Source organism: Actinoplanes sp. NPDC051494, assembly GCF_044454705.1.
In the GTDB taxonomy this organism is placed as follows: domain Bacteria; phylum Actinomycetota; class Actinomycetes; order Mycobacteriales; family Micromonosporaceae; genus Actinoplanes.
Genome location: NZ_JBITDZ010000001.1, coordinates 513,690 through 536,038, shown reverse-complemented (window position 1 = coordinate 536,038; position 22,349 = coordinate 513,690). Strand labels below are relative to the sequence as shown.

At 72.2% G+C, this 22,349-nt stretch carries 21 protein-coding genes; 15 read left to right on the top strand and 6 right to left on the bottom strand.

The genetic code is table 11. The features are described from left to right. Positions 1 to 6: 6 nt before the first annotated feature. Entirely contained in the window at positions 7 to 573 is a 567-nt protein-coding gene (locus tag ACIA6A_RS02385) for a response regulator transcription factor (RefSeq protein ID WP_396095586.1), read from the bottom strand. Between the two features lie 222 nt (positions 574 to 795). On the opposite strand from ACIA6A_RS02385, the gene ACIA6A_RS02380 reads away from it, so the two are divergent. From ACIA6A_RS02380 to ACIA6A_RS02365, 4 genes are all read left to right on the top strand, one after another. Next, positions 796 to 2,109, top strand: a complete 1,314-nt coding sequence (locus tag ACIA6A_RS02380; RefSeq protein WP_396095585.1) for a hypothetical protein — start codon at positions 796 to 798, stop codon at positions 2,107 to 2,109. 148 nt (positions 2,110 to 2,257) lie between these two features. Beyond that, entirely contained in the window at positions 2,258 to 2,767 is a 510-nt protein-coding gene (locus ACIA6A_RS02375) for a hypothetical protein (RefSeq protein ID WP_396095584.1), read from the top strand. A gap of 32 nt (positions 2,768 to 2,799) precedes the next feature. Next, positions 2,800 to 4,089 carry a sensor histidine kinase gene (locus ACIA6A_RS02370; RefSeq protein WP_396095583.1) on the top strand — a complete coding sequence of 430 codons (1,290 nt, stop codon included), beginning with the start codon at positions 2,800 to 2,802 and terminating at the stop codon, positions 4,087 to 4,089. Next, the gene (locus ACIA6A_RS02365) at positions 4,086 to 4,733 is read left to right on the top strand and encodes a response regulator (protein WP_396095582.1); all 648 of its coding nucleotides are present in this window, start codon (positions 4,086 to 4,088) and stop codon (positions 4,731 to 4,733) included. Before ACIA6A_RS02370 ends, ACIA6A_RS02365 begins: the two co-directional genes overlap by 4 nt. Before the next feature lie 13 nt (positions 4,734 to 4,746). On the opposite strand, the gene ACIA6A_RS02360 is transcribed toward ACIA6A_RS02365, so the two are convergent. Continuing rightward, complete coding sequence (locus ACIA6A_RS02360; protein WP_396095581.1) at positions 4,747 to 6,489, bottom strand: pyruvate dehydrogenase; 1,743 nt, start codon at positions 6,487 to 6,489, stop codon at positions 4,747 to 4,749. Between the two features lie 100 nt (positions 6,490 to 6,589). Here ACIA6A_RS02360 and ACIA6A_RS02355 point away from each other — a divergent pair, with 100 nt between their 5' ends. The 5 genes from ACIA6A_RS02355 to ACIA6A_RS02335 all read left to right on the top strand — a co-directional run bounded on the left by ACIA6A_RS02355 (position 6,590) and on the right by ACIA6A_RS02335 (position 12,736). Continuing rightward, positions 6,590 to 8,212, top strand: coding sequence for a GDSL-type esterase/lipase family protein (locus tag ACIA6A_RS02355; RefSeq protein WP_396095580.1), 1,623 nt, complete (start codon positions 6,590 to 6,592; stop codon positions 8,210 to 8,212). A gap of 82 nt (positions 8,213 to 8,294) precedes the next feature. Beyond that, entirely contained in the window at positions 8,295 to 9,179 is an 885-nt protein-coding gene (locus ACIA6A_RS02350) for a CDP-alcohol phosphatidyltransferase family protein (RefSeq protein WP_396095579.1), read from the top strand. A 4-nt stretch (positions 9,180 to 9,183) separates the two neighbouring features. Beyond that, the gene (locus ACIA6A_RS02345) at positions 9,184 to 10,863 is read left to right on the top strand and encodes an AMP-binding protein (RefSeq protein ID WP_396095578.1); all 1,680 of its coding nucleotides are present in this window, start codon (positions 9,184 to 9,186) and stop codon (positions 10,861 to 10,863) included. Next, positions 10,863 to 12,149, top strand: a complete 1,287-nt coding sequence (locus ACIA6A_RS02340; protein ID WP_396095577.1) for a sensor histidine kinase — start codon at positions 10,863 to 10,865, stop codon at positions 12,147 to 12,149. The genes ACIA6A_RS02345 and ACIA6A_RS02340 overlap by 1 nt, the downstream gene beginning before the upstream one ends. Then, complete coding sequence (locus ACIA6A_RS02335; RefSeq protein ID WP_396095575.1) at positions 12,101 to 12,736, top strand: LuxR C-terminal-related transcriptional regulator; 636 nt, start codon at positions 12,101 to 12,103, stop codon at positions 12,734 to 12,736. The genes ACIA6A_RS02340 and ACIA6A_RS02335 overlap by 49 nt, the downstream gene beginning before the upstream one ends. Before the next feature lie 10 nt (positions 12,737 to 12,746). Here ACIA6A_RS02335 and ACIA6A_RS02330 read toward each other — a convergent pair whose 3' ends face one another. Continuing rightward, positions 12,747 to 13,478, bottom strand: a complete 732-nt coding sequence (locus tag ACIA6A_RS02330) for an SDR family NAD(P)-dependent oxidoreductase (RefSeq protein ID WP_396095574.1) — start codon at positions 13,476 to 13,478, stop codon at positions 12,747 to 12,749. 97 nt (positions 13,479 to 13,575) lie between these two features. Between ACIA6A_RS02330 and ACIA6A_RS02325 the strand changes: the two genes are divergently transcribed. After that, positions 13,576 to 14,178: a TetR/AcrR family transcriptional regulator gene (locus tag ACIA6A_RS02325; RefSeq protein ID WP_396095573.1), complete on the top strand. Its 603-nt coding sequence runs from the start codon at positions 13,576 to 13,578 to the stop codon at positions 14,176 to 14,178. A 16-nt stretch (positions 14,179 to 14,194) separates the two neighbouring features. On the opposite strand, the gene ACIA6A_RS02320 is transcribed toward ACIA6A_RS02325, so the two are convergent. After that, positions 14,195 to 14,902: a hypothetical protein gene (locus tag ACIA6A_RS02320; protein WP_396095572.1), complete on the bottom strand. Its 708-nt coding sequence runs from the start codon at positions 14,900 to 14,902 to the stop codon at positions 14,195 to 14,197. A gap of 13 nt (positions 14,903 to 14,915) precedes the next feature. Then, a complete protein-coding gene (locus ACIA6A_RS02315) occupies positions 14,916 to 15,938 on the bottom strand; it encodes a WD40/YVTN/BNR-like repeat-containing protein (protein ID WP_396095571.1) in 1,023 nt (340 codons plus the stop codon). A gap of 147 nt (positions 15,939 to 16,085) precedes the next feature. Between ACIA6A_RS02315 and ACIA6A_RS02310 the strand changes: the two genes are divergently transcribed. Beyond that, positions 16,086 to 16,691 (top strand): antibiotic biosynthesis monooxygenase, encoded by a 606-nt coding sequence (locus ACIA6A_RS02310; protein ID WP_396095570.1) that lies wholly within the window; start codon positions 16,086 to 16,088, stop codon positions 16,689 to 16,691. Positions 16,692 to 16,741: 50 nt separating this feature from the next. Here ACIA6A_RS02310 and ACIA6A_RS02305 read toward each other — a convergent pair whose 3' ends face one another. Further along, positions 16,742 to 17,614: a MerR family transcriptional regulator gene (locus ACIA6A_RS02305; RefSeq protein ID WP_396095569.1), complete on the bottom strand. Its 873-nt coding sequence runs from the start codon at positions 17,612 to 17,614 to the stop codon at positions 16,742 to 16,744. A 77-nt stretch (positions 17,615 to 17,691) separates the two neighbouring features. Between ACIA6A_RS02305 and ACIA6A_RS02300 the strand changes: the two genes are divergently transcribed. Genes ACIA6A_RS02300 through ligD form a run of 4 tightly spaced genes read left to right on the top strand, consistent with a single transcriptional unit; the run spans position 17,692 to position 22,309 of the window. After that, complete coding sequence (locus ACIA6A_RS02300) at positions 17,692 to 18,261, top strand: ArsR/SmtB family transcription factor (RefSeq protein ID WP_396095568.1); 570 nt, start codon at positions 17,692 to 17,694, stop codon at positions 18,259 to 18,261. Then, positions 18,261 to 19,496, top strand: a complete 1,236-nt coding sequence (locus ACIA6A_RS02295; RefSeq protein ID WP_396095567.1) for an MFS transporter — start codon at positions 18,261 to 18,263, stop codon at positions 19,494 to 19,496. Before ACIA6A_RS02300 ends, ACIA6A_RS02295 begins: the two co-directional genes overlap by 1 nt. A 9-nt stretch (positions 19,497 to 19,505) precedes the next feature. Beyond that, positions 19,506 to 21,332, top strand: coding sequence for a diguanylate cyclase domain-containing protein (locus ACIA6A_RS02290; RefSeq protein WP_396095566.1), 1,827 nt, complete (start codon positions 19,506 to 19,508; stop codon positions 21,330 to 21,332). A gap of 17 nt (positions 21,333 to 21,349) precedes the next feature. Beyond that, a complete protein-coding gene (ligD, locus tag ACIA6A_RS02285) occupies positions 21,350 to 22,309 on the top strand; it encodes a non-homologous end-joining DNA ligase (protein WP_396095565.1) in 960 nt (319 codons plus the stop codon). Positions 22,310 to 22,349 lie beyond the last annotated feature (40 nt).

Here is a 22,349-nt window from a genome sequence, read left to right as displayed (position 1 = left end):
GTGCCCTCAGATCAGGTCGTGGCGCAGCGCGTAAGCGACCGCGTGGGCCCGGTTGCGCAACTGCAGCCGGGTGGTGAGCTCGTGCAGCACGTTCTTGACCGTCCGTTCCGAGTACGACAGCTTCGAGGCGATCTCCCGGGTCTCCAGGCCGTCCGCGACCAGGCGCAGCACGTCGACCTCGCGGGTGGTGAGGCCACGCAGCGTGAGGCCGTGCGGGTGCAGCACCTCGCGCTGCAACCGGCCCATCTGCTCCAGGAGCCGGCCGAGCAGATCGCCCGGCATGTTGCCCTCGCCCTTGGCCGCACCCACGATGACCTGGGTGAGCCGGGCTGTCGACGCCTCCGAGCGACGCACCACACCGACCACACCGCATTCGACGGCCCGGGCGAGCTGGCCGTCGTCCAGCGTGGACGGTACGAGAACCAGACGGCTCTGACCCCGGTTGAGTTCACGCAGTGTGGCGAAGGTCTCCTCGGTCACGGCGTCCGTGACGACCACGGTGACCGCCGCGGCGGCCTTTTCCCCCTCGCCGACCACCCGCACCTCGGGCCGGCCGGCAAGATGGCTGGTCATACCCAGCAAAGTGATCGGATCCGTGGCCTGGACATACACTTGCACCCGCTGCATGGTTCCTCCCCTTGGCGCTCGCGCGGAGATTCTGCCCGCAGGGGCTTAGCGAGGACTTAACGGGCGACGAACACGAGGAGTGGACAGTCCGGACGGGCATCTCCTTTGCCCCCGTCGCTTCCCGGACGACTCCTGTCATGAGGTCCATCGATGCATACGATCGCTGGAATGCGCGCATCGGCCAATCTGGACAGCACCTCCGTGTCCGTTACTCCCGGATCCACGGCGACGGTTCAGGTGACCGTCCGCAACTCGAGTGACACCGTCGAGGCCTACAAGATCGAGGTACTCGGCGAGCCCGCCGAATGGGCCCGCGTCGATCCGGCGGAGATCACGCTCTACCCCGCCGGCAGCATGACCGTCGCGGTCACGTTCGCCCCGCCCCGGTCGGCCCAGGTGCCCGCCGGCGAGCGGCCGTTCGGCGTCCGCGTCGTGCCCTCCGAATACCCCGACGCGACGGTCGTGCAGGAGGGCGTGCTCACCGTCGAGCCCTTCCAGGAGCTCACCGCCCAGCTGCAGCCGGGTTCGCGCTCCGGCCTCAAGCAGGGCCGCTTCCGCATCGACACGGACAACCACGGCAACGTGTCCGAGGCCATGTCGTTCGCCGCCGCGGACGCGACCGACCAGCTCACGTTCGTGCTCAAGCCGCAGGAGGCGGTCGTCGCGAACGGCACCCGGTCGGAGGCCCGGCTCACCGTGCGCTCGCGCCGGTGGCTCTGGTGGGGCGCCCCGCGCGAGCTGCCCTTCACCGCCGAGGTCCGCCCGGACGGCAACCGGGTCATCGCGCTCGAGGGCCGGTTCATCCAGCGGCCGATCATCTCGGCCGGCCTGCTCAAGCTGCTCGCCGCGCTGCTCGCGCTGCTGCTGCTCCTGCTGGCGCTCTGGTTCGGCCTGGTCCGCCCCGCGGTGAACTCGGCCGCGAAGGAAGCGGTCGACGCCGAGGCCGTGCAGGCCCGCGCGGCCGAGCAGGCGGCGCTGGCCACCACGCCGCCCGATCCCACGCCGACCGCGACCCCCAAGCCCACCGGCGCGGGGAACGGCAACCAGCAGGGCGGCAACGGTGAGTCCGGCGCCGGCGACGGGACCGGCACCGGCACCGGCACCGGGGTGGCCGGCGGTCAGCAGTTCTCCGCCGCCATCCAGTTCCGCACCAACACCGGCGGCTCGGCCGAGCGCAGCTTCACCGTCCCCGACGACCAGACGTTCCTGCTCACCGACTTCCTGGTGGACAACGTCCAGGGCGACGAGGGGACGCTGCGGGTGACCGCGAACGAGGTCCCGGTCGTGACCTACGGCCTGGAGAACTTCCGCAATCAGGACTACCACTCGGTCACCCCGATCCGGGTGCCGGCCGGTGCGAAGGTGAGCATGCTGGTGACCTGCCGCCGGCCCGGCACGCCGGCCAACGCCAACCCGGCCAGCCAGTGCCGCGAGTCGCTCTACCTCAACGGCGTCATGATCAAGAACAAGAAGCGGAACTGACCCCTCGGGTACGCCCGGAAAGCCGCCCGTGTCGACGTGACACGGGCGGTTTTCGCTGTTCGGTGACCCGTCTCCACCCGTGGGTGGAGATGCGGGATCAAACCGTGCGCCGATTCGGCCGGCACCGATCCCCGGCAGGGTCATAGCCATGACGACCTACCTGCTCAGCCTCGGCATCCTCGCGCTCGTTCTGTGCACCGGCCTCGGCACCCACGAGCTCTCCGTACGCCGGGCGGTGCGCCCGGTCCTCATCGTCCTCGCCGTGGCAGCGTTCTACCTGCGCTCGTTCCCGACCGCCGGCAACGACGTGCGGCTGGACCTCGTCGGGGTCGCTGCCGGCGTCCTGCTCGGCGTCGCGACCGGCCTGCTGGTCAAAGTGCGCCGCGACGCCACCACCGGCCGGATCGTGACCACCGCGGGGGTGGCGTTCGCGACGCTCTGGATCGCGGTGACCGTGGGCCGGATGCTGTTCGTGTACGGCACCGACCACTGGTTCGCCGCCGGGATCGTGACGTTCTCCCGCGAGCACCTCATCACCGGGGCGGACGCCTGGACGGCCGCTTTCATCCTGCTGTCGCTGACCATGGTGCTGGCCCGGCTGGCCACCACGTTCGCGCTCGCCGCCCGCCGTCCGGCGCCGGTCGCCACGGTCCGCTGACGGCCGGTCCACCGATCGGGGAGGATGGCGCGGTGAACGATCGTCGGGGGTTCGACGTCCTGGTCTGGGCGGGCGCGGTGGTGATCGCGGCGGACGCGGTGCTCGCCGGGCTGCCCGGCTCGCCGGCCGGCCGGATCGCGATGCCGGTGCTCACCGTGCTCGGCCTCGTGCTGTGGCTCGCCGGCACGGTCGGCCGGATCACCGATGCCCGGGTGCTCACCGGCCTGTTCGTGGCCGCCGGGCTGTGCGGGGCGGTGCTCGACCTGGTCCGGCCGTCCGGTCCCGGCTACGTCCTCGGCTTCATGGCGGTGGCCGGACTGGGCATGCGGGTGCCCCGCCGGATCGCGCTGGCCGCCGGCGGGATCGTCGTGGTCTGCGTCGCGCTCGCCGAGGCCTCGACCGCCAGCCAGGGCCTCTCCGCGTTCCTCAACCTGGCCATCGGCGGCTGTTTCCTGTTCCTCGCCTCGGCGTTCGCCCAGGCCAACCGCTCGGCCCGGGACGCCGCGGAGGCCCGCCTGGCCCAGGAGGCCGCCGCCCGCGACGCCCGCGAGGAAGCCGCCCGCCTGGCCGAACGCGGCCGGTTGGCCCGGGAGCTGCACGACGTGCTCGCCCACACCCTGTCCGGGCTGGCGGTCCAGTTGGAGGGAGCCCGGTTGCTCGCCACGAAGACCTCCGCCGACCCCCGCCTCGTCACGCAGCTGACCAGCGCGCACAGCCTGGTTCGCGACGGTCTCGCCGGGGCCCGCCGGGTGGTCGAGACGCTGCGCGGGGACCCGCTCCCCGGCCCCGAGGACCTGCATCGTCTCGTGGCGGAGGCGGTCGGGGTGCGGGCCACCTTGACGGTCACCGGGACCGCGCGGCCGCTGCCGGCGGAGACCGGGCTGGCGCTGTACCGCACGGTCCAGGAGGCGCTGACCAACACGGCCAGACACGCCGGCGAGCAGGCTCGTGCCGAGGTGCGGCTGACCTGGGGTCCGTCGACCGTGGAAGTGACGATCACCGACACCGGGCCGGGCTCCCCGGTGGCCGCGACCCTGCCGTCCGGCGGCTTCGGCCTCGCCGGTCTCGCCGAACGAGCAGCCCTGGCCGGCGGCCACCTGGAAGCCGGCCCCGCCGCACCAGCCGGCCCCACTGCACCAGCCGGCCCCACTGCACCAGCCGGCCCCACTGCACCAGCCGGCCCCACTGCACCAGCCGGCCCCACTGCACCAGCCGGCCCCGCCGCACCAGCCGGCCCCGCCGCAGCCGGGTCCGTGGCAGCCGGGCCTGCCGCGACTGGCTGGCGTGTCAGCTTGACCCTGCCGATCCCCGGAGCGCCATGACCGTCACCGTTCTCATCGCCGACGACCAGAAGGTGGTCCGTGACGGGCTGGCCATGATGCTCGGGCTGCTCGACGACATCGAGGTGGTCGGCACCGCGCTCGACGGCGCGGACGCGCTGCGCCAAGCCGCGGTGGCCGACCCGGACGTCATCCTGATGGACCTCAACATGCCCACGCTCGACGGTGTCGCGGCCACCGCGCAGCTCACCGCTTCCGGTGGCCGGGCCCGGGTGGTGGTCCTGACCACGTACGCCGATGACGGGTCGGTGTTCCGGGCTCTCCAGGCCGGCGCCCGTGGTTATCTCACCAAGGATGCCGGCGCGGAGGAGATCCGCCAGGCGATCGTCACGGTGGCCGCCGGTGAGGCCCAGCTCGATCCTACGGTCCAGCGTCGCCTGCTCGAAGCGCTCGCCTCGGGCGCCTCGTTCGGCGTGGCCACGGCCGGTGGCGACAACCTGACCGCGCGCGAGGAGGACGTGCTGCGCGAGATCGCCGGGGGCCGCACCAACCCGGAGATCGCCGCGCACCTGCACGTCTCGGAGGCGACGGTCAAGACCCACATCAACCATCTGCTGGCCAAGACCGGGCTGCGCGACCGGGCGGCGCTCGTCGCGTACGCGTTCCGCACCGGCCGGATCCGCTGACCGGGGCGGCGGGTCAGAGCGGGATGTTGCGCAGGTTGGTCCGGGCCACGTGCAACATGCTGCCCACGCCGCCACCCAGCACGGTCTTGCCGACCGAGAGCGCAAAGCCCTTGGCCTCCTCGACCGTGACGTGCGGCGGCATGGACAACGCGTCCGGGTCGGTCACCACGTCCAACAGGGCCGGGCCGTCGTGGTCCAGCACCGAGCGCAGCGCGCCGCGGAGCTCGTCCGGCTTCTCCACCCGTACGGCGTGGAAGCCGGCCGCCCGCGCGATGGCGGCGAAGTCGACCGCGTCATGGTCCGTCTCGAACGGCGGCGTGCCGTCCACCATCATCTCCAGGCGGACCATGCCGAGGCTGGAGTTGTTGAAGACGACCACCTTGACCGGCAGGTTGTGGGTACGTGCGGTCAGCAGCTCGCCCAGCAGCATGGCCAGGCCGCCGTCACCGGACATCGAGACGACCTGCCGGGAGCGGTCGGTCAGCTGTGCGCCGATCGCTTGCGGCAGCGCGTTCGCCATCGTGCCGTGGACCCAGGAGCCCATCAGCCGGCGGCGGCCGTTCGGGGTGATGTAGCGGGCGATCCAGGTGCAGCACATGCCGGTGTCCGCGGTGAAGACCGCGTCGTCGGCGGCCTCCTCGTCGAGGACCGTGGCCACGAACTCGGGGTGCAACGGGGTCAGGTCCGCGATGTCATGGGTGTACGCGCCGACGACTTCGTCGAGCTTCTCGCTGTGCTTGCGCAGCATCCGGTCCAGGAAGGACCGGTCGTTGCCGGACGTGATGAGCGGCAGCAACGCCCGGATCGTGGCGCCGACGTCCGCCGCGACGCCCATCTCCAGCGGTGTCCGGCGACCCAGCCGGGACGGGTCGATGTCGACCTGGACGGTGTTCTTCAACGGCAGGAACGCGCGGTACGGGAAGTCCGTACCCAGAAGCAGCAGCAGGTCGGCCTCGTTGCTGGCGTCGAAACACGCGCCATAGCCCAGCAGACCGGACATGCCGACGTCGTACGGGTTGTCGTACTGAAGGATCTCCTTGCCCCGGAGGCTGTGCCCGACGGGCGCGTTCAGCGCGGCGGCGAGCGCGAGCACCTCGTCGCGGGCGCCGGCGCAGCCGATCCCACCGAAGATCGTCACCTTGCGCGCCGCGTTGATCCGTTGCGCGAGTTCGGTCAGCACCTCGGGTGACGGCGCCGGGAGACCGCGCCGGACCGCCGGGGCCGACGTGCCGGTCTCGTTCTCGATGTCGGCCTGCAGCACGTCACCGGGCACGACCAGCACCGCGGCGCCTTCGAGCCCGACCGCGTGCTGGATCGCGACCCGGGCCATCCGGGGCATCTGCGCCGGGCTGGAGAGCAGTTCGGTCCAGTGGGCGGCCTGCTCGAACAGCCGTTTCGGATCGGTCTCCTGGAAGAATCCGGTGCCGATCTCGGTGGACGCGATGTGCGAGGCGATCGCCAGGACCGGGACCCCGGAGCGGTGCGCGTCGAAGACCCCCTGGACCAGGTGGGTGTTGCCCGGCCCGCAGCTGCCCGCGCAGACCGCGAGCTTGCCGGTGAGCTGGGCCTCCGCCGACGCCGCGAACGCCGCGGCCTCCTCGTTGTGCACGTGGACCCACTGGATCTCGCCGTTGCGCCGGATGGCGTCGCTGAGCGCGTTGAGGCTGTCGCCCACGATGCCGTAGATCCGCTGGACGCCGGCCTGGACCAGGATCTCGACGAGCTGGTCGGCCACTGACTGCTTCTTCCCGAACATGACCACCTCTCTACCCGTCGCCACCGCATCCGAACGGAAAGCCGGCAACGTGTCGCGGGGGACAGTCCCCGGGGGCGATTCCGGCTAAAGTCCCGCGTCGATGGAATCGCTGAGATACAGACTCCTTGCCCTCGCGGCCGCCACGTCGATCGCCGTCGTCGTCGCGCCCGTTCCCGCCCACGCCCGCGCCGCCACCCTGCCCGCGCTGCGGGTCCTGCCCCTGGGCGACTCGATCACGTACGGCTCGGGGAGCACGCCGACGGGGTCGGGCTACCGGCCCGGGCTGCTGCAGAAGCTGACCGCCCAGAGCGCCTCCACCGTGGACTTCGTCGGTTCGCAGCGCGACGGCACGGGCCCCGACCCCGCACACGAGGGCCGCCCGGGCTGGACGATCGAGCAGCTCGCCGGGATCGCCGGCGTGGCCGCGCAGCGGTACCGCCCCAACCTGGTGACGCTGCACATCGGCACGAACGACATGGACCGTGACATCGACGTCGCCACCGCGGGGGAGCGGCTGCGGGCGCTGGTGACCACGGTGCTGGCCGCCGCCCCGGAGACCACCGTGCTGGTCGCCGGGCTGGTGCCCGCGAAGGTCGCCACGGTCAACACCCGCGTCGGGGCCTACAACCTCAGGCAGGCCGCGGTCGTCGACGATTTCCGGTCGCAGGGCCGGCACGTCCACTACGTCGACATGGGTGCCGTCGACACGGCGACGGACCTGAGCGACAACCTGCACCCGAACAATCTCGGTTACGCCAAGATGGCGGATGCCTTCCTGGCCGCCACCCAGCAGGTCGACGACCTGGGCTGGCTCGCGGCCCCGGCGACACCGGCCGCACCGGTGCCGGCCCCGGTCGGTGCGGCACCGGCCGCCGGCACGTGGGCCGACGCCGGCGTGATCGCCTCCGGCACCAACCCGCCCGCCGGTGCCCAGATCCAGTTCGCGGACGTCGACCGCGACGGGCGCAAGGACTACCTCGAGGTACGCCCCGGCGGCGAGACGCGGGCCTGGCACAACCCGGGTTCGCTGCACAACGGTTCGCTCTGGCAGTCGCTCGGCCGGATCGCGAGCGGCACCGGCGCGGAACCTGCCGACATCCGCTGGTCCGACGTCAACGGTGACGGCCGCTCCGACTACGTGGTCGTCGACCCGGCCTCCGGCATGATCAAGGCCTGGTTGTGCCCGGGCGTGTTCAAGGGCGACGCCGGTGGCTGGTGGGCGGTCCGCGGCAAGGTCGCCTCCGGCACCGGCGCGGTCACCGCCGCCAACCGGCTCCTGCTCGCCGACCTGAACGCCGACGGCTTCGACGACTACCTGCGCGTCAACGCGGCCGGCGCGGTCACCGCCTGGCTGCATCCCGGCCTGCTGGTCGAGGACGGTTCGGGCTGGCAGGCGCTCGGCCAGATCGCCACCGGCACCGGCGCCCCGGCCGGCTCGGAGATCCAGTTCGGTGACATCAACAACGACGGCTACGACGACTACCTGGTGATCGACGGCACCAACGGCAGCGTCCGGGCCTGGCTCAACAGGGGCGGCACGGCCGGCAACTGGACCTGGGTGGGCCAGGGCCAGATCGCCCCGGGCGACGGTGTCTCCACCGCCACCCACCGGGTGGTCGAGACCGACATCGACGGCGACGGCCGGTCGGATCACCTGACCGTCGGCACCAACGGCGCTGTGCACGCCTGGCTCAACCGGGGCCGGGACACCACGGCCCCCTGATCCGCCGGACGCGGGTGCTACAAAGCTCACAATTCAGACATGGGTCGTGTCCGATGTGTGGACCGGCGCGTTGAGAAGAGTTATGGCTAGACGTTCTTCGCTGCGCGAGATCCGCGAGCAGACCTACAAGCCCCGGGACGCCTGGTGGACGGTTCTGCTCGTGGATCCGGTCGCCGCCCCCCTGGTGCGGCTCATCTCCCCGTACCGATGGATCACGCCGAACGTGCTCACCGGGCTGGCCGCCGTCGTGGGTCTGGGCTCTGCCGCCTGCTTCCTGGCCGGGGGGCGCTGGTGGGTGGTCGCCGGCGCGCTGCTGTTCCACGTCAGCTTCCTGATCGACTGCATGGACGGCAAGATCGCCCGGCTCAACGGCACCGGGACGATGTTCGGGACCTGGCTCGACTTCATGTTCGACCGGCTGCGCGTGTTCCTCTGTGCCCTCGCGCTGTTCGGCGGGCAGTACGCGCGCACGGGTTCCGTCACGTACCTCTGGGTGATGATCGGGGTGATCTTCCTCGACCTGTTCCGGTATCTCGACGGGCAGCAGATGGCGAAGGTCCGCCAGGCCATGCGCGAGCAGCTGGACGAGGCCCGGGGCCCGGTCACGGAGCCCACTCCCGCGCCGGCGCCCGCGGCCACCTCCGGTTTCCGGGGCCGGATGCGTGACGAGCTGGCCCGGCGCCGGATCCGGACCCACCTGTTCAGCGGCATCGAGTACGAGATGACCGTGTTCATCGTCGGCCCGCTGATCGGGTTCGTGCTGCCGGCGGCGGTGCTGGCCGGCGGCCTGATGCTGGTCTTCGAGCTCCGGCTGATCTTCCGGCTGTGGCAGGCGACCCGGGCGTTCCCGGTCGCACTCGCCCGGGCCGGGGCGGCCGCCGCGGTCGATGCCGCGCACCTGCCCGTCCAGGACCCGGGACGCGGCCAGGAAGCGGTGATCTTGCCGGAGGGCGCGGGTCTAGGCTGACCGCATGGCGGCTCAGAGCACCGCGGCGTTCCGGGCCGCACGCGACTTCCTGCTGGCGAATCGGGAGAACTACCCCGACGCGTACGCCGGGTTCGACTGGCCGGAAATGGACGGGTTCAACTGGGCGCTCGACTGGTTCGACGTCATCGCCGAGGGCAACGACGCGCCCGCGCTGTGGATCGTCGAGGAGGACGGCTCCGAGCTGAAGCTGTCCTTCGCCGAGCTGGCCCGGCGCTCGAACCAGGTCGCCACCTGGCTGCGCGAGCGCGGTGTGCGCCGCGGTGACCGGGTCGTGCTCATGCTCGGCAACCAGGTCGAGCTCTGGGAATCCCTGCTCGCGGTGATGAAGCTCGGCGGGATCCTCATCCCGGCCACCCCGCTGCTGGCCGCCGGCGACTCCCGGGAGCGGGTCGCCCGCGGCGGCGCCCGGCACGTCATCGCCACGGCCGCCGCCGCGCCGCGCTTCGCGGGCATCGACGAGCAGGTCAACCGCATCGCGGTGGGCGCGCCGGTCGAAGGATGGCACTCCTACCACGACGCGTACGCCCGGAGCGCGCACTTCGAACCCGACGGCACCACGAACGCGGGCGACACCCTGCTGCTCTACTTCACGTCCGGCACCACGGCCCGGCCCAAGCTCGTCGAACACACCCACGCGTCGTACCCGGTGGGTCACCTCTCGACCATGTACTGGATCGGTCTGCGGCCGGGCGACATCCACCTCAACATCTCGTCGCCGGGCTGGGCCAAGCACGCGTGGAGCAACGTCTTCGCCCCGTGGAACGCCCAGGCCTGCGTCTTCATCCACAACTACACCCGCTTCGACCCCGCGCGCCTGCTCAGCGAGATGCAGCGGTGCGGGGTGACGAGCTTCTGCGCCCCGCCGACCGTCTGGCGGATGCTCATCCAGTCGGACCTCAGCGCGCTCAGCACCCCGCCCCGGGTGGTCGTCGGCGCCGGGGAACCGCTCAACCCGGAGGTCATCGAGCAGGTCCGCAAGGCGTGGGGCGTGACGATCCGCGACGGTTTCGGGCAGACCGAGACCACCGTCCAGATCGCCAACACCCCCGGTCAGGCCGTACGCCCCGGCTCGATGGGCCGCCCGGTCCCCGGCTACCGGGTCGAGCTGATCGATCCGGTGACCGGCGAGCCGGCCCCGGAGGGTGAGATCTGCCTGCGCCTCGACCCGCGGCCGCTCGGCCTGATGGTCGGCTACCACGGCGACGCGGAGCTGACCGCCAAGGCGACGGCCGGCGGTTACTACCACACCGGTGACGTCGGCTCCCGCGACGAGGACGGCTACATCACGTACGTGGGCCGTACCGACGACGTCTTCAAGGCCTCCGACTACCGGATCTCCCCGTTCGAGCTCGAGAGCGTGCTGATCGAGCACGAGGCCGTGGTCGAGGCGGCGGTCGTGCCCTCGCCGGACGCGCTGCGCCTGAACGTCCCCAAGGCCTATGTGGTGCTGGCCGCGGGCTGGGAGCCGGACGAGACGACGGCGCGGGCGATCTTCGACCATGCCCGGGCGCACCTGTCGCCGTACCAGAGAATTCGCCGCCTCCAGTTCGCCGAGCTGCCCAAGACGATCTCCGGCAAGATCCGCCGGGTCGAGCTCCGCGAGGCGGAACAGGCCCGGCACGGCACGGCCGGCGGCATCCCCGACGGCGAGTTCCGCGACTGATGGACACACGTTCGTGGGTACGCGACGGGCTGCGCGCCGTGGCCGTCGGCCTGCTCGGGATCGTGTTGTCGGTGTTCGACGTCGTGCTGCTGGTGCTCTGGCTGGTGGCGCTCGCGCTCACCCCGGTCGCCGGGATCGGCATGGTCGCGTTGCCGTTCATGACGTCGGTGCTGCGGGCGCGGACCGACCTGACCCGCCGGCTCGCCGCCGGGGACGGGGTCATGATCGCCCGGCCGTACGCGCCCCGCCCGCTGAAGTCGGTGCCGGGCGGCTGGCGGCGTTACCGGTGGATCCTCACCGACCCCGCCACCTGGCGTGACCTGGCCTGGCTGCTGCCCGGCGCGATCATCGGGTCCGCGCTGGGGGTGCTGGGTCTGGCGCTTCCCGCGTACGGGCTGCAGGGCATCATCCTGTTGCCGTTGTGGCTCTACCTCGGCGACGTCTGGTACGGCTACGGCGTCTACTGGCCGACGGAGAACGTCAGCGAGGGCGTCATGGCGTTGCCGCAGGGCGCCCTGTTCCTGGGCATCGGGCTGACCGTCGCCCCGCTGCTGCGCCGGGTCGACGGGCTCTTCGCCAAGCTGTTCCTGGCCCCCACCCGGGCCGCCGAGCTGCGCCTGCGGGTGGCCCACCTGACCGAGACCCGCGCCGACACGGTCGACGCGCAGGCGGCCGAGCTGCGCCGCATCGAACGGGACCTGCACGACGGCGCACAGGCCCGGCTGGTGTCGCTGGGCATGACGATCGGGCTCGCCGAGGAGCTGCTGGACCGGGACCCGGGCGCGGCCCGCAAACTGCTCGTCGAGGCCCGCGAGTCCAGTGGCGCCGCCCTGGTCGAGCTGCGCGACCTGGTCCGTGGCATCCACCCGCCGGTGCTCGCCGAGCGGGGCCTCGACGGTGCGGTCCGGGCCCTCGCGATGAGCCTCACCCTGCCGGTCACGGTGGACATCGAGCTGCCGGGCCGCCCGCAGACCCCGGTCGAGTCGGCCGCCTACTTCGCGCTGGCCGAGGCCCTGACGAACGTGGTCCGGCACAGCGGCGCCCGCACGGCCGCGGTCACCATCCGGTACGCCGGCGGTTGGCTCACCATGGTCGTCCTCGACGACGGCCACGGCGGGGCGGATCCGGCCCGGGGCACCGGCCTGCGGGGGATGGAACGCCGGCTCGCCGCGTTCGATGGGACGATGACGCTCGCCTCCCCGCCGGGAGGACCGACCGTCGTCACCCTGGAGCTGCCGTGCGTGTTGTCCTCGCCGAAGACCTCGCCCTCCTCAGGGACGGACTGACCCGCCTGCTCGAGGCCTTCGACTTCGAGGTCGTCGAAGCGGTCGACAACGGCCCGGCCCTGCTGCCGGCCCTGCTCAAGCACCGCCCGGACGTGGCCGTGGTGGACGTGCGCCTGCCGCCGACCTTCACCGACGAGGGACTGCAGGCGGCGCTGGCGGCGCGGACCCAGGTGCCGGGCCTGCCGGTGCTGGTGCTGTCCCAGCACGTCGAGCCGCTGTACGCCCGCGAGCTGCTCACCGGCGCCGGTGGTGGCGTCGGATACCTGCTCAAGGACCGGGTCTCCAACGTGACCCAGTTCGTCGACGCGGTCCGCCGGGTCGCGGCCGGCGGCACGGCGATGGACCCGGAGGTCGTCGCCCAGCTGCTTGCCCGCCGCGAACCCCTGGCGGTGCTGACGGCCCGCGAGCGCGAGGTCCTGGCCGGCATGGCGGAGGGCCGCTCCAACGCCGCGATCGCCGCGAAGCTCTTCGTCACCGACAAGGCCATCAGCAAGCACATCAACAACATCTTCACCAAGCTCGGCATGCCGCCGTCGGACGACGACAACCGCCGGGTCCTGGCCGTGCTGGCCTACCTCAACCCCTGATCCGTACGGGTCAAGCGGCCACCATCGAGGCGAGGTCGAAGGCGCGGGGCGGTCCGCTGAGGGCCGCCTTGGCGTCGGCGCCGAGCTGGTCGAGGATCTCGACGTCCCCGGCCTCGAGCCCGTCGAGCGCGATCCGGGCGAGGTCGGCCGGGTCGTGCATCACGGAGGCGGGCAGCTCGAACCCGGCGTTGCGGGCGTAGTCCTTCAGCGTCTCGGTGGCGATGAGCCCGGGGACGAGGGCGGCGACGAGCGTGCCCTGGCCGGCCAGTTCGACCCGGACCCCGTTGGTCAGGCCCCACTGCGCCGACTTGGCGGCCGCGTAGGCGGTGTTGCCGTCGACGGTCATCCAGGCCGAGGCGGACAGCACGTTGAGGATGGCCCCGCCGCCGTTGCGGGCCAGCACCGGCGCGAACGCCCGGATCGTGGCGAGGGTGCCGAAGTAGTTCGAGTCCATCACCATCCGGATCGCGTCGAGGTCGCCGGTCACGAGGTTGCCGCCGGCGGTGAACGCGGCGTTGTTGATCAGGACGTCGACGTCGGTGGCGACCGCGGCGACCTCGTCCACCGAGGCCTGGTCGGTGATGTCGAGCCGCAGCACCTCGGCACCGGGGATGTCGACGAGCTCGGGCCGGCGGGCGGTGGCGTAGACCTTCGCCCCGCGGCGCAGCAGTTCGACGGCGAGGTGGTGGCCGAGCCCGCGGTTCGTGCCGGTGACGAGGGCGGTGGCGTCGTGCAGCTTCATGGTGTCCTCCCGGGCAATAACTTGACCGGCAGGTCAAGTTGATGGATCGACTGTAGGCACAAGTGAACCGATCGGTCAACTTGCTAGGATCGTGGTCGTGGCCACCCCAGTTCGTCCCCTGCGCGCGGACGCCGCCCGCAACCGAGAGTTACTGCTCACCGCGGCCGAGGAGGAGTTCGCGGAGCGCGGCCTCGACGCCTCGATCGCCGACATCGCCCGCCGGGCCGGCGTGGCGAAGGGCACCGTCTTCCACCACTTCGCCACGAAGGAGGAGCTGATCGCCGCGATCGTCGGGGGTCACTTCACCGCGCTCACGACCGTCGCCCGGCGCCTGCTGGAGGCGGCCGACCCCGGGGCGGCGCTGCTGGAATTCCTGACCGTGGCCGCCGAGGGGCTGCAGCAGCAGGATCTGACGTTCCTGCAGACGGTCACCGAGGGCGACTCGGAGGTGGCCCGGCTCCAGGGCCGGTTGCACGCGGACATCGGAGCGCTGGTCGATCGGGCCCGCGACGCCGGTGCGGTCCGGGCCGACGTCACCGGGACCGACGTCATGCTGCTCATCTGCGCCCCGGTGCACGCCGCCGGGTTCCTGCCGACGCCGGCGCCCGACCTCTGGCGGCGCTACCTGGCGATCATCTTCGACGGCCTGCGCCCCGAGGGTGCCAACCCGTTGCCCCAGCCGGCGCCGATCTGGACCTGACCTTTCCCGTACGCGGTCAGGCGCGCGGCCGCGCGTCCTCCAGCAGGAGCAGTTGTACCACCCAGGCCGCGCGCTGAGCCAGGTCCTGGATGTGCCGGGGGCGCACCGGTTCGGTCAGCCGGGCGAAGGCGAACAGCTCGTCGCCGAGGATCGTCCACGGCGGGATCGTGTTCTCCACGTGGACGATCCGCAGGACGTCGCCGACCAGGTGCCTGCCCGGCCCCTGGACGTTGAAACGGTCGTCGAACGTCTTGCCGGCCGCGACGCTGCGCACGTGGACCGCGGCCGGGGGCAGGCTGCGGGGGAGCCGGACGCACACGAACGCGCCCGTGCCCTCGCTCGTGCCGGTCATCCCGGCCAGCGCGTCGGCCGACCAGGTGAACTCGCCGGCCTTGACCGCGAGGCTGTCGACCCAGCCGGACCACGCCGCGAGCGGGGTGATCAGGCCGGCCTGGGGGAAGTCCGCCGACCAGGGCCAGGGTCCGTCCGTGCCGGCCCGCTCCCAGGCCGTCCAGGCCGCCTTCTCGCGCTGGGCGCGCCAGGACAGGAACGCGCTCCAGGCACCCGCCGCGCCGAGGGCGACGACGACCGCCGCCCCGATCGCCGGCCAGATGTGCGGGGTCGCCGCGAACATGTCGTCGAGCGACCCCATCATGCTGCTCAAACAGCAGATACCGGCGAACAGGGCGACGATCACGCCCGCTGCCTGCAATGTAGCCTTCATGGACGGTACGGCGTCAGCGGCGCCAGGACAGCGTCGCCACCCGGCCCTGCTCGCCCGACGCCCAGCAGGTGGCGCCGGTGCACAGCACCGCGTCGAAACTGCCCGCGTCGAACTCGGTCCACGTGCGACCGCCGTCGAAGCTGATGTCGCTGCCCGTGGGGCCGACCGCGAGCGCCGTGGACCGGCCCAGCCAGGCGGCACCCGAGCGGTACTCACCCGGCTCGGTGCGCGCCGGGCTCCAGGTGCGCCCGCCGTCCCGGGTGGTCGCGGCCGCCGCCGGAGCCGACTCCGGGGTGGCGTAGTCGCCGCCGACCGCGATGCCGTGCCGTGGGTCGCGGAAAGCCAGGCTGTAGACGCCGGCGCTGGGCCCGCTGGGGATGCCGCTGTCGGCGACCCGCCAGCTGCGGCCGCCGTCGCTCGTGGAGAACACCCGGGCGCGCTCGCCGCCGCCGGTCGCGAACCAGGCGTGCCCCGGCGTCGAGACCAGGCAGGTGCCGCTCGCCGCGAACGCGAACTCACCGCTCAGCGCGGCCGGCATGCGCCCGGACGGCTGGACCGCCCACGACCGGCCACCGTCCGACGTGGCGAGGATCCGGAACCTACCGTCGACCGGGTCGGACAGCGCCAGACCGTGCCGCCGGTCCAGGAACGTCACGCAGTCGTAGAACGCCGCCGGATCGGTGTTGCGGAACGTCTCTTTCCAGCTCCGCCCGCCGTCGGCCGTCGCGTACAGGCGCGACTGCTCGCCCTCGCCGATGGTCAGGGCCACCGCGTGCTCGGCGTCGAACGCTTCGATGTCCCGGAACTGCAGGTCGGCCGTGCCCGGCGGGTCGACGCGCTGCCAGGACCGCGCGCCGTCGACCGTACGCAGGATGGTGCCGGCCGAGCCCGCCACCCAGGCCACCTTGTCGCTGACCGGGGCGAGCCCCCGCAAGCGCGCCGTGACCCCCGTGTCGGAGAGCCGCCACGACGGCATGGGGGCCGCCGAGGTGAAGCCACTTGCCGCCGCGAGGGTCACCAGACCGACCGCAGCCATGGATAGCTTTCGAAGCGCCGTCATGGTCGGTGAACCTACCGCAGGCACGGTAGCGTCGCCGGACGGGCGAACGGCAGCCGGTGTCGCGGATGTCTCGGAACCCGAGGTCGGCGCACGTTCGTAACACCGGCGTCGCACTATGTGGGAATGGAGACCGCACCCCACGAGCTCGCCGTCACGGTGGCCATCACCCGCCGCGCCGATCCGTCCCGTAACTCGGAGATGCTCGCCTGGGTCCGGGCCGGCACCACCCTGGCCGAGGACTTCCCCGGATTCCTCGGCGTCGGCTGGGTCCGCCCGGCCACCGGCTCCAAGGACTGGCACATGCTGTACCGCTTCGCCGACGCGGACGCGCTGCACGCCTGGGAGGATTCCCCCCAGCGCCAGTGGTGGCTCTCCTCGGCGCAGGGCATGGTCGAACACACGCGGGTCGAGCGGCGTACCGGTATCGAAGGCTGGTTCGACAAGCCCACCGAGCACTCGATCGACGACCTGACGCCGGTGGCCCCGGCCCCCACCCCGCCGCCGCGCTGGAAACAGGCGGTGACCATCTGGGTCGGCTTCTTCCCGGTGAGCCTGCTGGCCGCGCTGACGATCGGCCACCTGATCGCCGACCTCCACGTGGTGCTGCGCACCTTGATCACCACCCTCTGCCTGACCCCGCTGATGGCCTACCTCGTGCTGCCCCGGGTGACCCAGGCGCTGCAGTGGTGGCTCCACGGCCAGCCGCCCCCGTGGCGCCGCAAGCCCTGACGCCGCAAGCCCTGACGCCGCAAGCCCTGACGCCGGCGTGGTGATCCTGCTCAGCCCACGGACGGTGCGCGCAGTGCGTGGATGAACCGGTCGAGCACCGGGGCCAGGGTCTCGGGCGGCGGCCAGCCGTTGATCACCGCGAGGTGGCGTTCGTAGTCCTCCCGGCGGGGGTCGTTCGCGGCTTCGAGTCTGGTCAGCAGGCGCTGCCGGAGGGCCTCGTCGTCGGGCAGATCGAGCGTCCGGGCGTATTCGATCATGACGGCCGCGACGGTGGCGGCGGAAGCCGCAGGGTCGGCCGCGAGCGGTCCGGCCAGGTCGCGGACCAGGGCGACCGCGTCCCGCCGTGCGACGGGCCGGCCCCGGTGGTCGGCGGCGTGGTGCTCGGCGATGGTTCGCAGGTGGGCGCGGAAGTCCGGGTCCTGGGCGAGTGCGGCGAGGTGGACCCAGGCCTCGACCTGCTCGGGGGTCGGGTCCTCAGGGAGGTGCGGGGTGAGGGAACGGGCGAATCCTTCGTACCCGTCCAGGTCGCCGAAGACGGCCTGGAGGAAGTCGCCGGTCAGGGTGGCGAGTTCGTGCATGAGGTCCATCTCCTCGATGGTGGCGTCGCGGGTGGCGACCGCGGTGAGCACCGCCTGGCGCAGGCGCAGCGTGCGGATCTGCAGCTCGAGGGCCGCGGCGTGGGTGGCCGCGACCTCGGGCAGCGTCCTCTCCCGGTCCATGACCGCACGGATCGTGCGCAGATCGAGCCCCAGCTCACGCAGGGTCCGGACCAGTCGCAGGCGGGCGAGGGCCGCGGTGTCGTAGCGGCGGTCGCCCGCCGGGGTGCGGTCGGTCGGCGGCACGATGCCCTGGTCGGAGTAGTAGCGGACGGTCTTGACGGTCAGGCCGGCGCGGCGGGCGAGTTCCCCGATCGGGAAGAGCATGGCTCCACCCTGCACCCTCCCGCCGGGGGAGGGTCAAGCCTTGACCAAGAAGTCTTGGCCAACATATCTTGGCTAACATGGACCAGCGGAGAGAGATCACCGATCCACAGGCGCTGCGAGCGCTGGCGCACCCGATCCGGCTCAAGCTGCTGGAGCTGCTCACCGTCGACGGGCCGGCGACCGGGCGCAAGCTGGCCGACCGGGTCGGGGAGTCCACCGCGTCGGTCAGCTATCACGTCGCCCAGCTGGCCAAATGGGGTCTCGTCGAGCCGGCCGCGGAGCTGGCGCGCGGCCGGGAGCGGCCGTGGCGGGCCACCAGCCGGGGGCTCACCTGGTCGGTCACCGGGGACGGCTCGCCCGAGTTCGCCGCGGCGTCCCGGGCGTTGCGGGAGCAGTTCATCGCGAACCGGCTCGGCGTGCTGGAGGAATTCCAGCGCTACCAGCACGAGTTCGACGCCGCCTGGCAGGAGGCGTCGTGGGTCGGCGAGGACATCGGCTACCTCGATCCGGCCGAGCTCATCGAGGCGACCGAGCGCATCAAAGCGGTCATCAGTAGCTATACCGACCCGGAGCGGCCTCGCACGGCAGGCTCGCGCCGGGTCGCGTTCTTCGGGTACGCCGTCCCGACCCGGGAGGGCGAGGGCTGATGCTGCGGACCCCGGGCCTGGTCGCCCTGTTCACGGCGAAATTCCTGTCCACGTTCGGGTCGTGGCTCACGCTGCTGGCGCTGCCGTGGTTCGTCCTGGTCACCACCGGGTCGCCGGTGCGGATGGGGATGGTGCTGACCGCCGAGTTCCTGGGAGTGGTGGTCCTGGGACTGCCCAGCGGATCGGTGGTGGCCCGTCTGGGCGTGCGCCGCACGATGCTGGTCTGCGATGCCGCCCGCGTCCCGCTGATGGCGGTGATCCCGCTGTTGCACCTGGTCGGCGGCCTGAGCCTGCCGGTGCTGCTCGCGGTCTCGTTCGGGCTGGGTGCGTTCACCACGCCGTACGTCTCGTCCCAGCGGTTGATCCTGCCGGAGCTGCTCGGCCCGGTGCGTGGTGCCGACGAGAAGCTGCTCGCCCGGGCCAACGGGCTGATCGACGGCGCGACCAGGGGGGCCGCACTCGCCGGCCCGGCGCTCGGCGGGGTGCTCATCGCGCTGCTCGGCCCGGCCGAGGTCCTGTGGATCGACGCCGGCACGTATCTGATCTCGTTCGTGATCGTGCTGCTGTTCGTCCGGCCCCCGCACCGGGCGCCGCTGCCGGCCGGGCCGCGGGGCCGGGCCGTCGAGGGCGTCCGCCACCTGCTGCGCCACCGTGTGCTGCGGCTCTTCACCCTGGCGCTGGTGCTGATCGCCGGGTCGATCCCGGCGCTGTTCATCTGCCTGCCGGTCCTGGTCCTGCGGGATCTGGGCGGCGACCCGCGGATGCTGGGGCTGCTCACCGCCGCCAGCGGTGCGGGACTTGCCGCCGGTAGCGTGGTCACCCTGCTCAGCCGGATGCCGAACGGCGTCCTGGTCGCCGCCGCGGCGCTGCAGTGCACCCCGCTGTGGCTGCTGCTCGCCGACCGGCCGGTGCTGCTGGCCGCCGGGCTCTTCCTCAGCGGCGTGGCCACCCCACCGCTGGCCGCCACGTTCATCACCCGGTTCACGCTGCGGACCCCGCCGGACCGCCGGCCGCAGGTCATGGCCGCGGTCACCACGATCGAGAACCTGGCCGCGTTCGTGGGTTACACCGCGGCCGGCCCGGCCTTGCAGCTCGCCGGCCCGCGCCCGGTCTTCGCGGCGATCGCCGCCCTGGCCACCGCGGGCGCCGCCACCTACGTCCTGGCCCTGGCCAAGGACGCCTCAGCGACGGAGAAAGGTCAGGTTCCCGCCCCAGCACCCGATGTGTCGTGGTGAGGAGGCAGGATGCGGTTGCGCAACTGGATCGCCGTGGTCGTCAGCGTGTTGCTGCTGGTGGCGGTCGGCATCGTCGGTGTGCTCGTGAACCGGTCGGCGCTGCGTGCCGCCGACACCGTGCACCGGGCCGACACGCAGGCGCTCGCGGTCAACAACGCGACCCTGGCCGGTCAGCTGCAGCTGCTCTCCGCCAAGGACCTCGCGGCGTTCGCCGCGGCCTACCCCTTCAACCTCGGTGCCGGGCAGGCGGGGGACCGGGCCGCCCTCGACGAGTACGTGCGCAAGTCGTCCCTGTTCTCGTACGGCGCCGCCATCATGACTCCCACCGGCACCCTGCTGAACGCCACCGAGAACCCGCTCCCGGACCCGTCCGACGCCGCGTACACCGCGATGCGCGCGATGCTGGCCGAGGGCGACCCCGGGTTCTCGTCCGTGATGCGGGTCGAGCACGCTGACGGCACCTCGGTCGCGGTCCAGGCCGTGGCGGTGCCGATCGCGGTCGGGGGTGCCACCGCGGCGGTGCTCGTCGGCTTCAGCGAGCTGGCGAAGACGACGCTGCAGGCGTACACGGCGAAGTTGAAGAGCACGGCACACGTCACCCTGATCATGGACAGCGCCGGGGTGATCGGTTATAGCAGCGACGCGAGCCTGATCGGGACCACGGCCGCGCCCGCGATCGTCGCGTCGATCACCGCGCACCCGGACGGCCCCACGTTCGTCGAGTACGACGCCGGCGGGGAGCAGATCGCCAGCGTGGTGACCGGCGACATGATGCCGGGCGGGTGGTCGTACGCGCGTACCCAGTCGATGGCCTCGTTCGACGGCGCCGTGCACAGCCGCAGCCAGACCATCAACGTCGCCCTGCTCGCGATGCTGTTGATCGGTGCGGTCGGCATCTCGATCCTGGGCTACCGCACGCAGGTGCAGCGGCGCCGGGCGGACGAGAAGTTCCAGGCCCTGTTCCAGCACGCCCCGGACATGGTGGCGGTACTCGACGCCGGCGGCCGGGTGGCGTTCTCGAGCCCGAGCGCCGCGTCCGTGCTGCGGCTGCCGGTCGGGTCGATGCAGGGCACCAGCGTGTTCGAGCTGGTGCATCCGGAGGACCGGCCGGCGATGATGGCCGCGTTCGACGAGCTGTTGAGCGAGCGGGCCGGGGTGCTGCGGTTGCAGACCCGGGTGCTCAACGCGACCGGGGTGCCGGCGTGGTTCGAGTTCACCGCGTCCAACCAGATGCACAACCCGGCCCTGACCGGCATCGTCATCAACGCCCGGGACATCTCGGAGAGCCGGGCGTTCCAGGAGCGGCTCGCCCATGAGGCGCAGCACGACCCGCTGACCGGGCTGCCGAACCGGCGCCGGCTGCAGGACGCGCTCGGCACGTCGCTGCGGCGGGACTCGGTGGCGGTGCTCTTCGTCGACCTGGACGGCTTCAAGCCGGTCAACGACGCGTACGGGCACGAGGCCGGCGACGAGCTGCTGCGTCAGGTCGCCGAGCGGCTCAGCGCGTGCATCCGCCAGGAGGACGTGCTCGCCCGGGTCGGTGGCGACGAGTTCGTGGTGCTGATGCCCGGGATCATCGCGGGTTCGGACGCCGAGGCGATGAGCGCCCGGGTGCGCTCGGCGGTGCAGCGCCCGTTCCTGGTGCTGGGCCACGACGTGACGATCGGCGCGAGTGTCGGCGTGCACCTGGCCGACCCGTCGGACGACCCGGACCAGGCCCTGCGTGCGGCGGACCACGCGATGTACGCGGTCAAGCGCCGGGGCGGCGGCCACTACACGGCCACGCCGGAGCCACGGGAGCCCGCTCGCGCCGGACGGCACCGCGCGACGGACTGACCAGCTAGTTTGGAATCATGGCCACGAAGCCGCCCGCTGTCGAACTGCAGGTAGACCAGCACACCGTCCGGATCTCGAACCCGGACCGGGTCTACTTCCCGGAGCTCGGCCTGACCAAGCTGGACCTCGCCACCTACTACCAAAGCGTCGGCGACGGCATCGTGCGCGCGCTGCGGGAGCGGCCGTGCATGCTGCACCGGTTCCCGGACGGCCTGGCCGGCGACAAGGTACACCAGAAGCGGGTGCCGAACGGCGCGCCGCCGTGGCTGCAGACCGTCCGGGTGACGTTCCCCCGGTACAACCGGCATGCCGACGAGCTGTGCGTGACGGGGCTCGGCGAGGTGCTCTGGGCGGTGCAGATGTCGACCGTCGAGTTCCATCCGTGGAATTCCCGGCGGGCCGACGTCGAGAAGCCCGACGAGTGGCGCATCGACCTGGACCCGATGCCGGACTGCGACTTCGCGACCGTGCGGCGGGTCACCCACGTGGCCCACGCGGTGCTCGACGAGCTGGGCATCACCGGTTACCCGAAGACCTCCGGCGGGCACGGCCTGCACATCTACGTGCGGATCAAGCCCGAGCACGGCTTCGCCGACGTCCGCCGGGCGGCGCTGGCGTTCGCCCGTGAGGTCGAGCGGCGGGCCCCCGGGGACGTGACGACGACGTGGTGGCGCAAGGACCGTGATCCCCGCACCGTGTTCGTCGACTACAACCAGAACGCCAGGGACCACACCATCGCCAGTGCCTATTCGGTACGCGGCAACCAGCGTGGCACGGTGTCCACCCCGATCCGCTGGGACGAGGTCGACGACCTCGAACCGGACGACTTCACCCTGCTCACGGTGCCCGCGCGGGTGGCGGCTCTCGGTGAGCTGCACGCCGGGATCGATGACGTGGCGTTCGACCTGCGCCCGCTGCTCGACTGGGCCGACCGCGACGAGCGATCCGGCCTCGAAGGACCCGCCGACGCGGACTGACCTGCGTGTCCACATCACGCCATGTCTTCTGTGCGGCAGG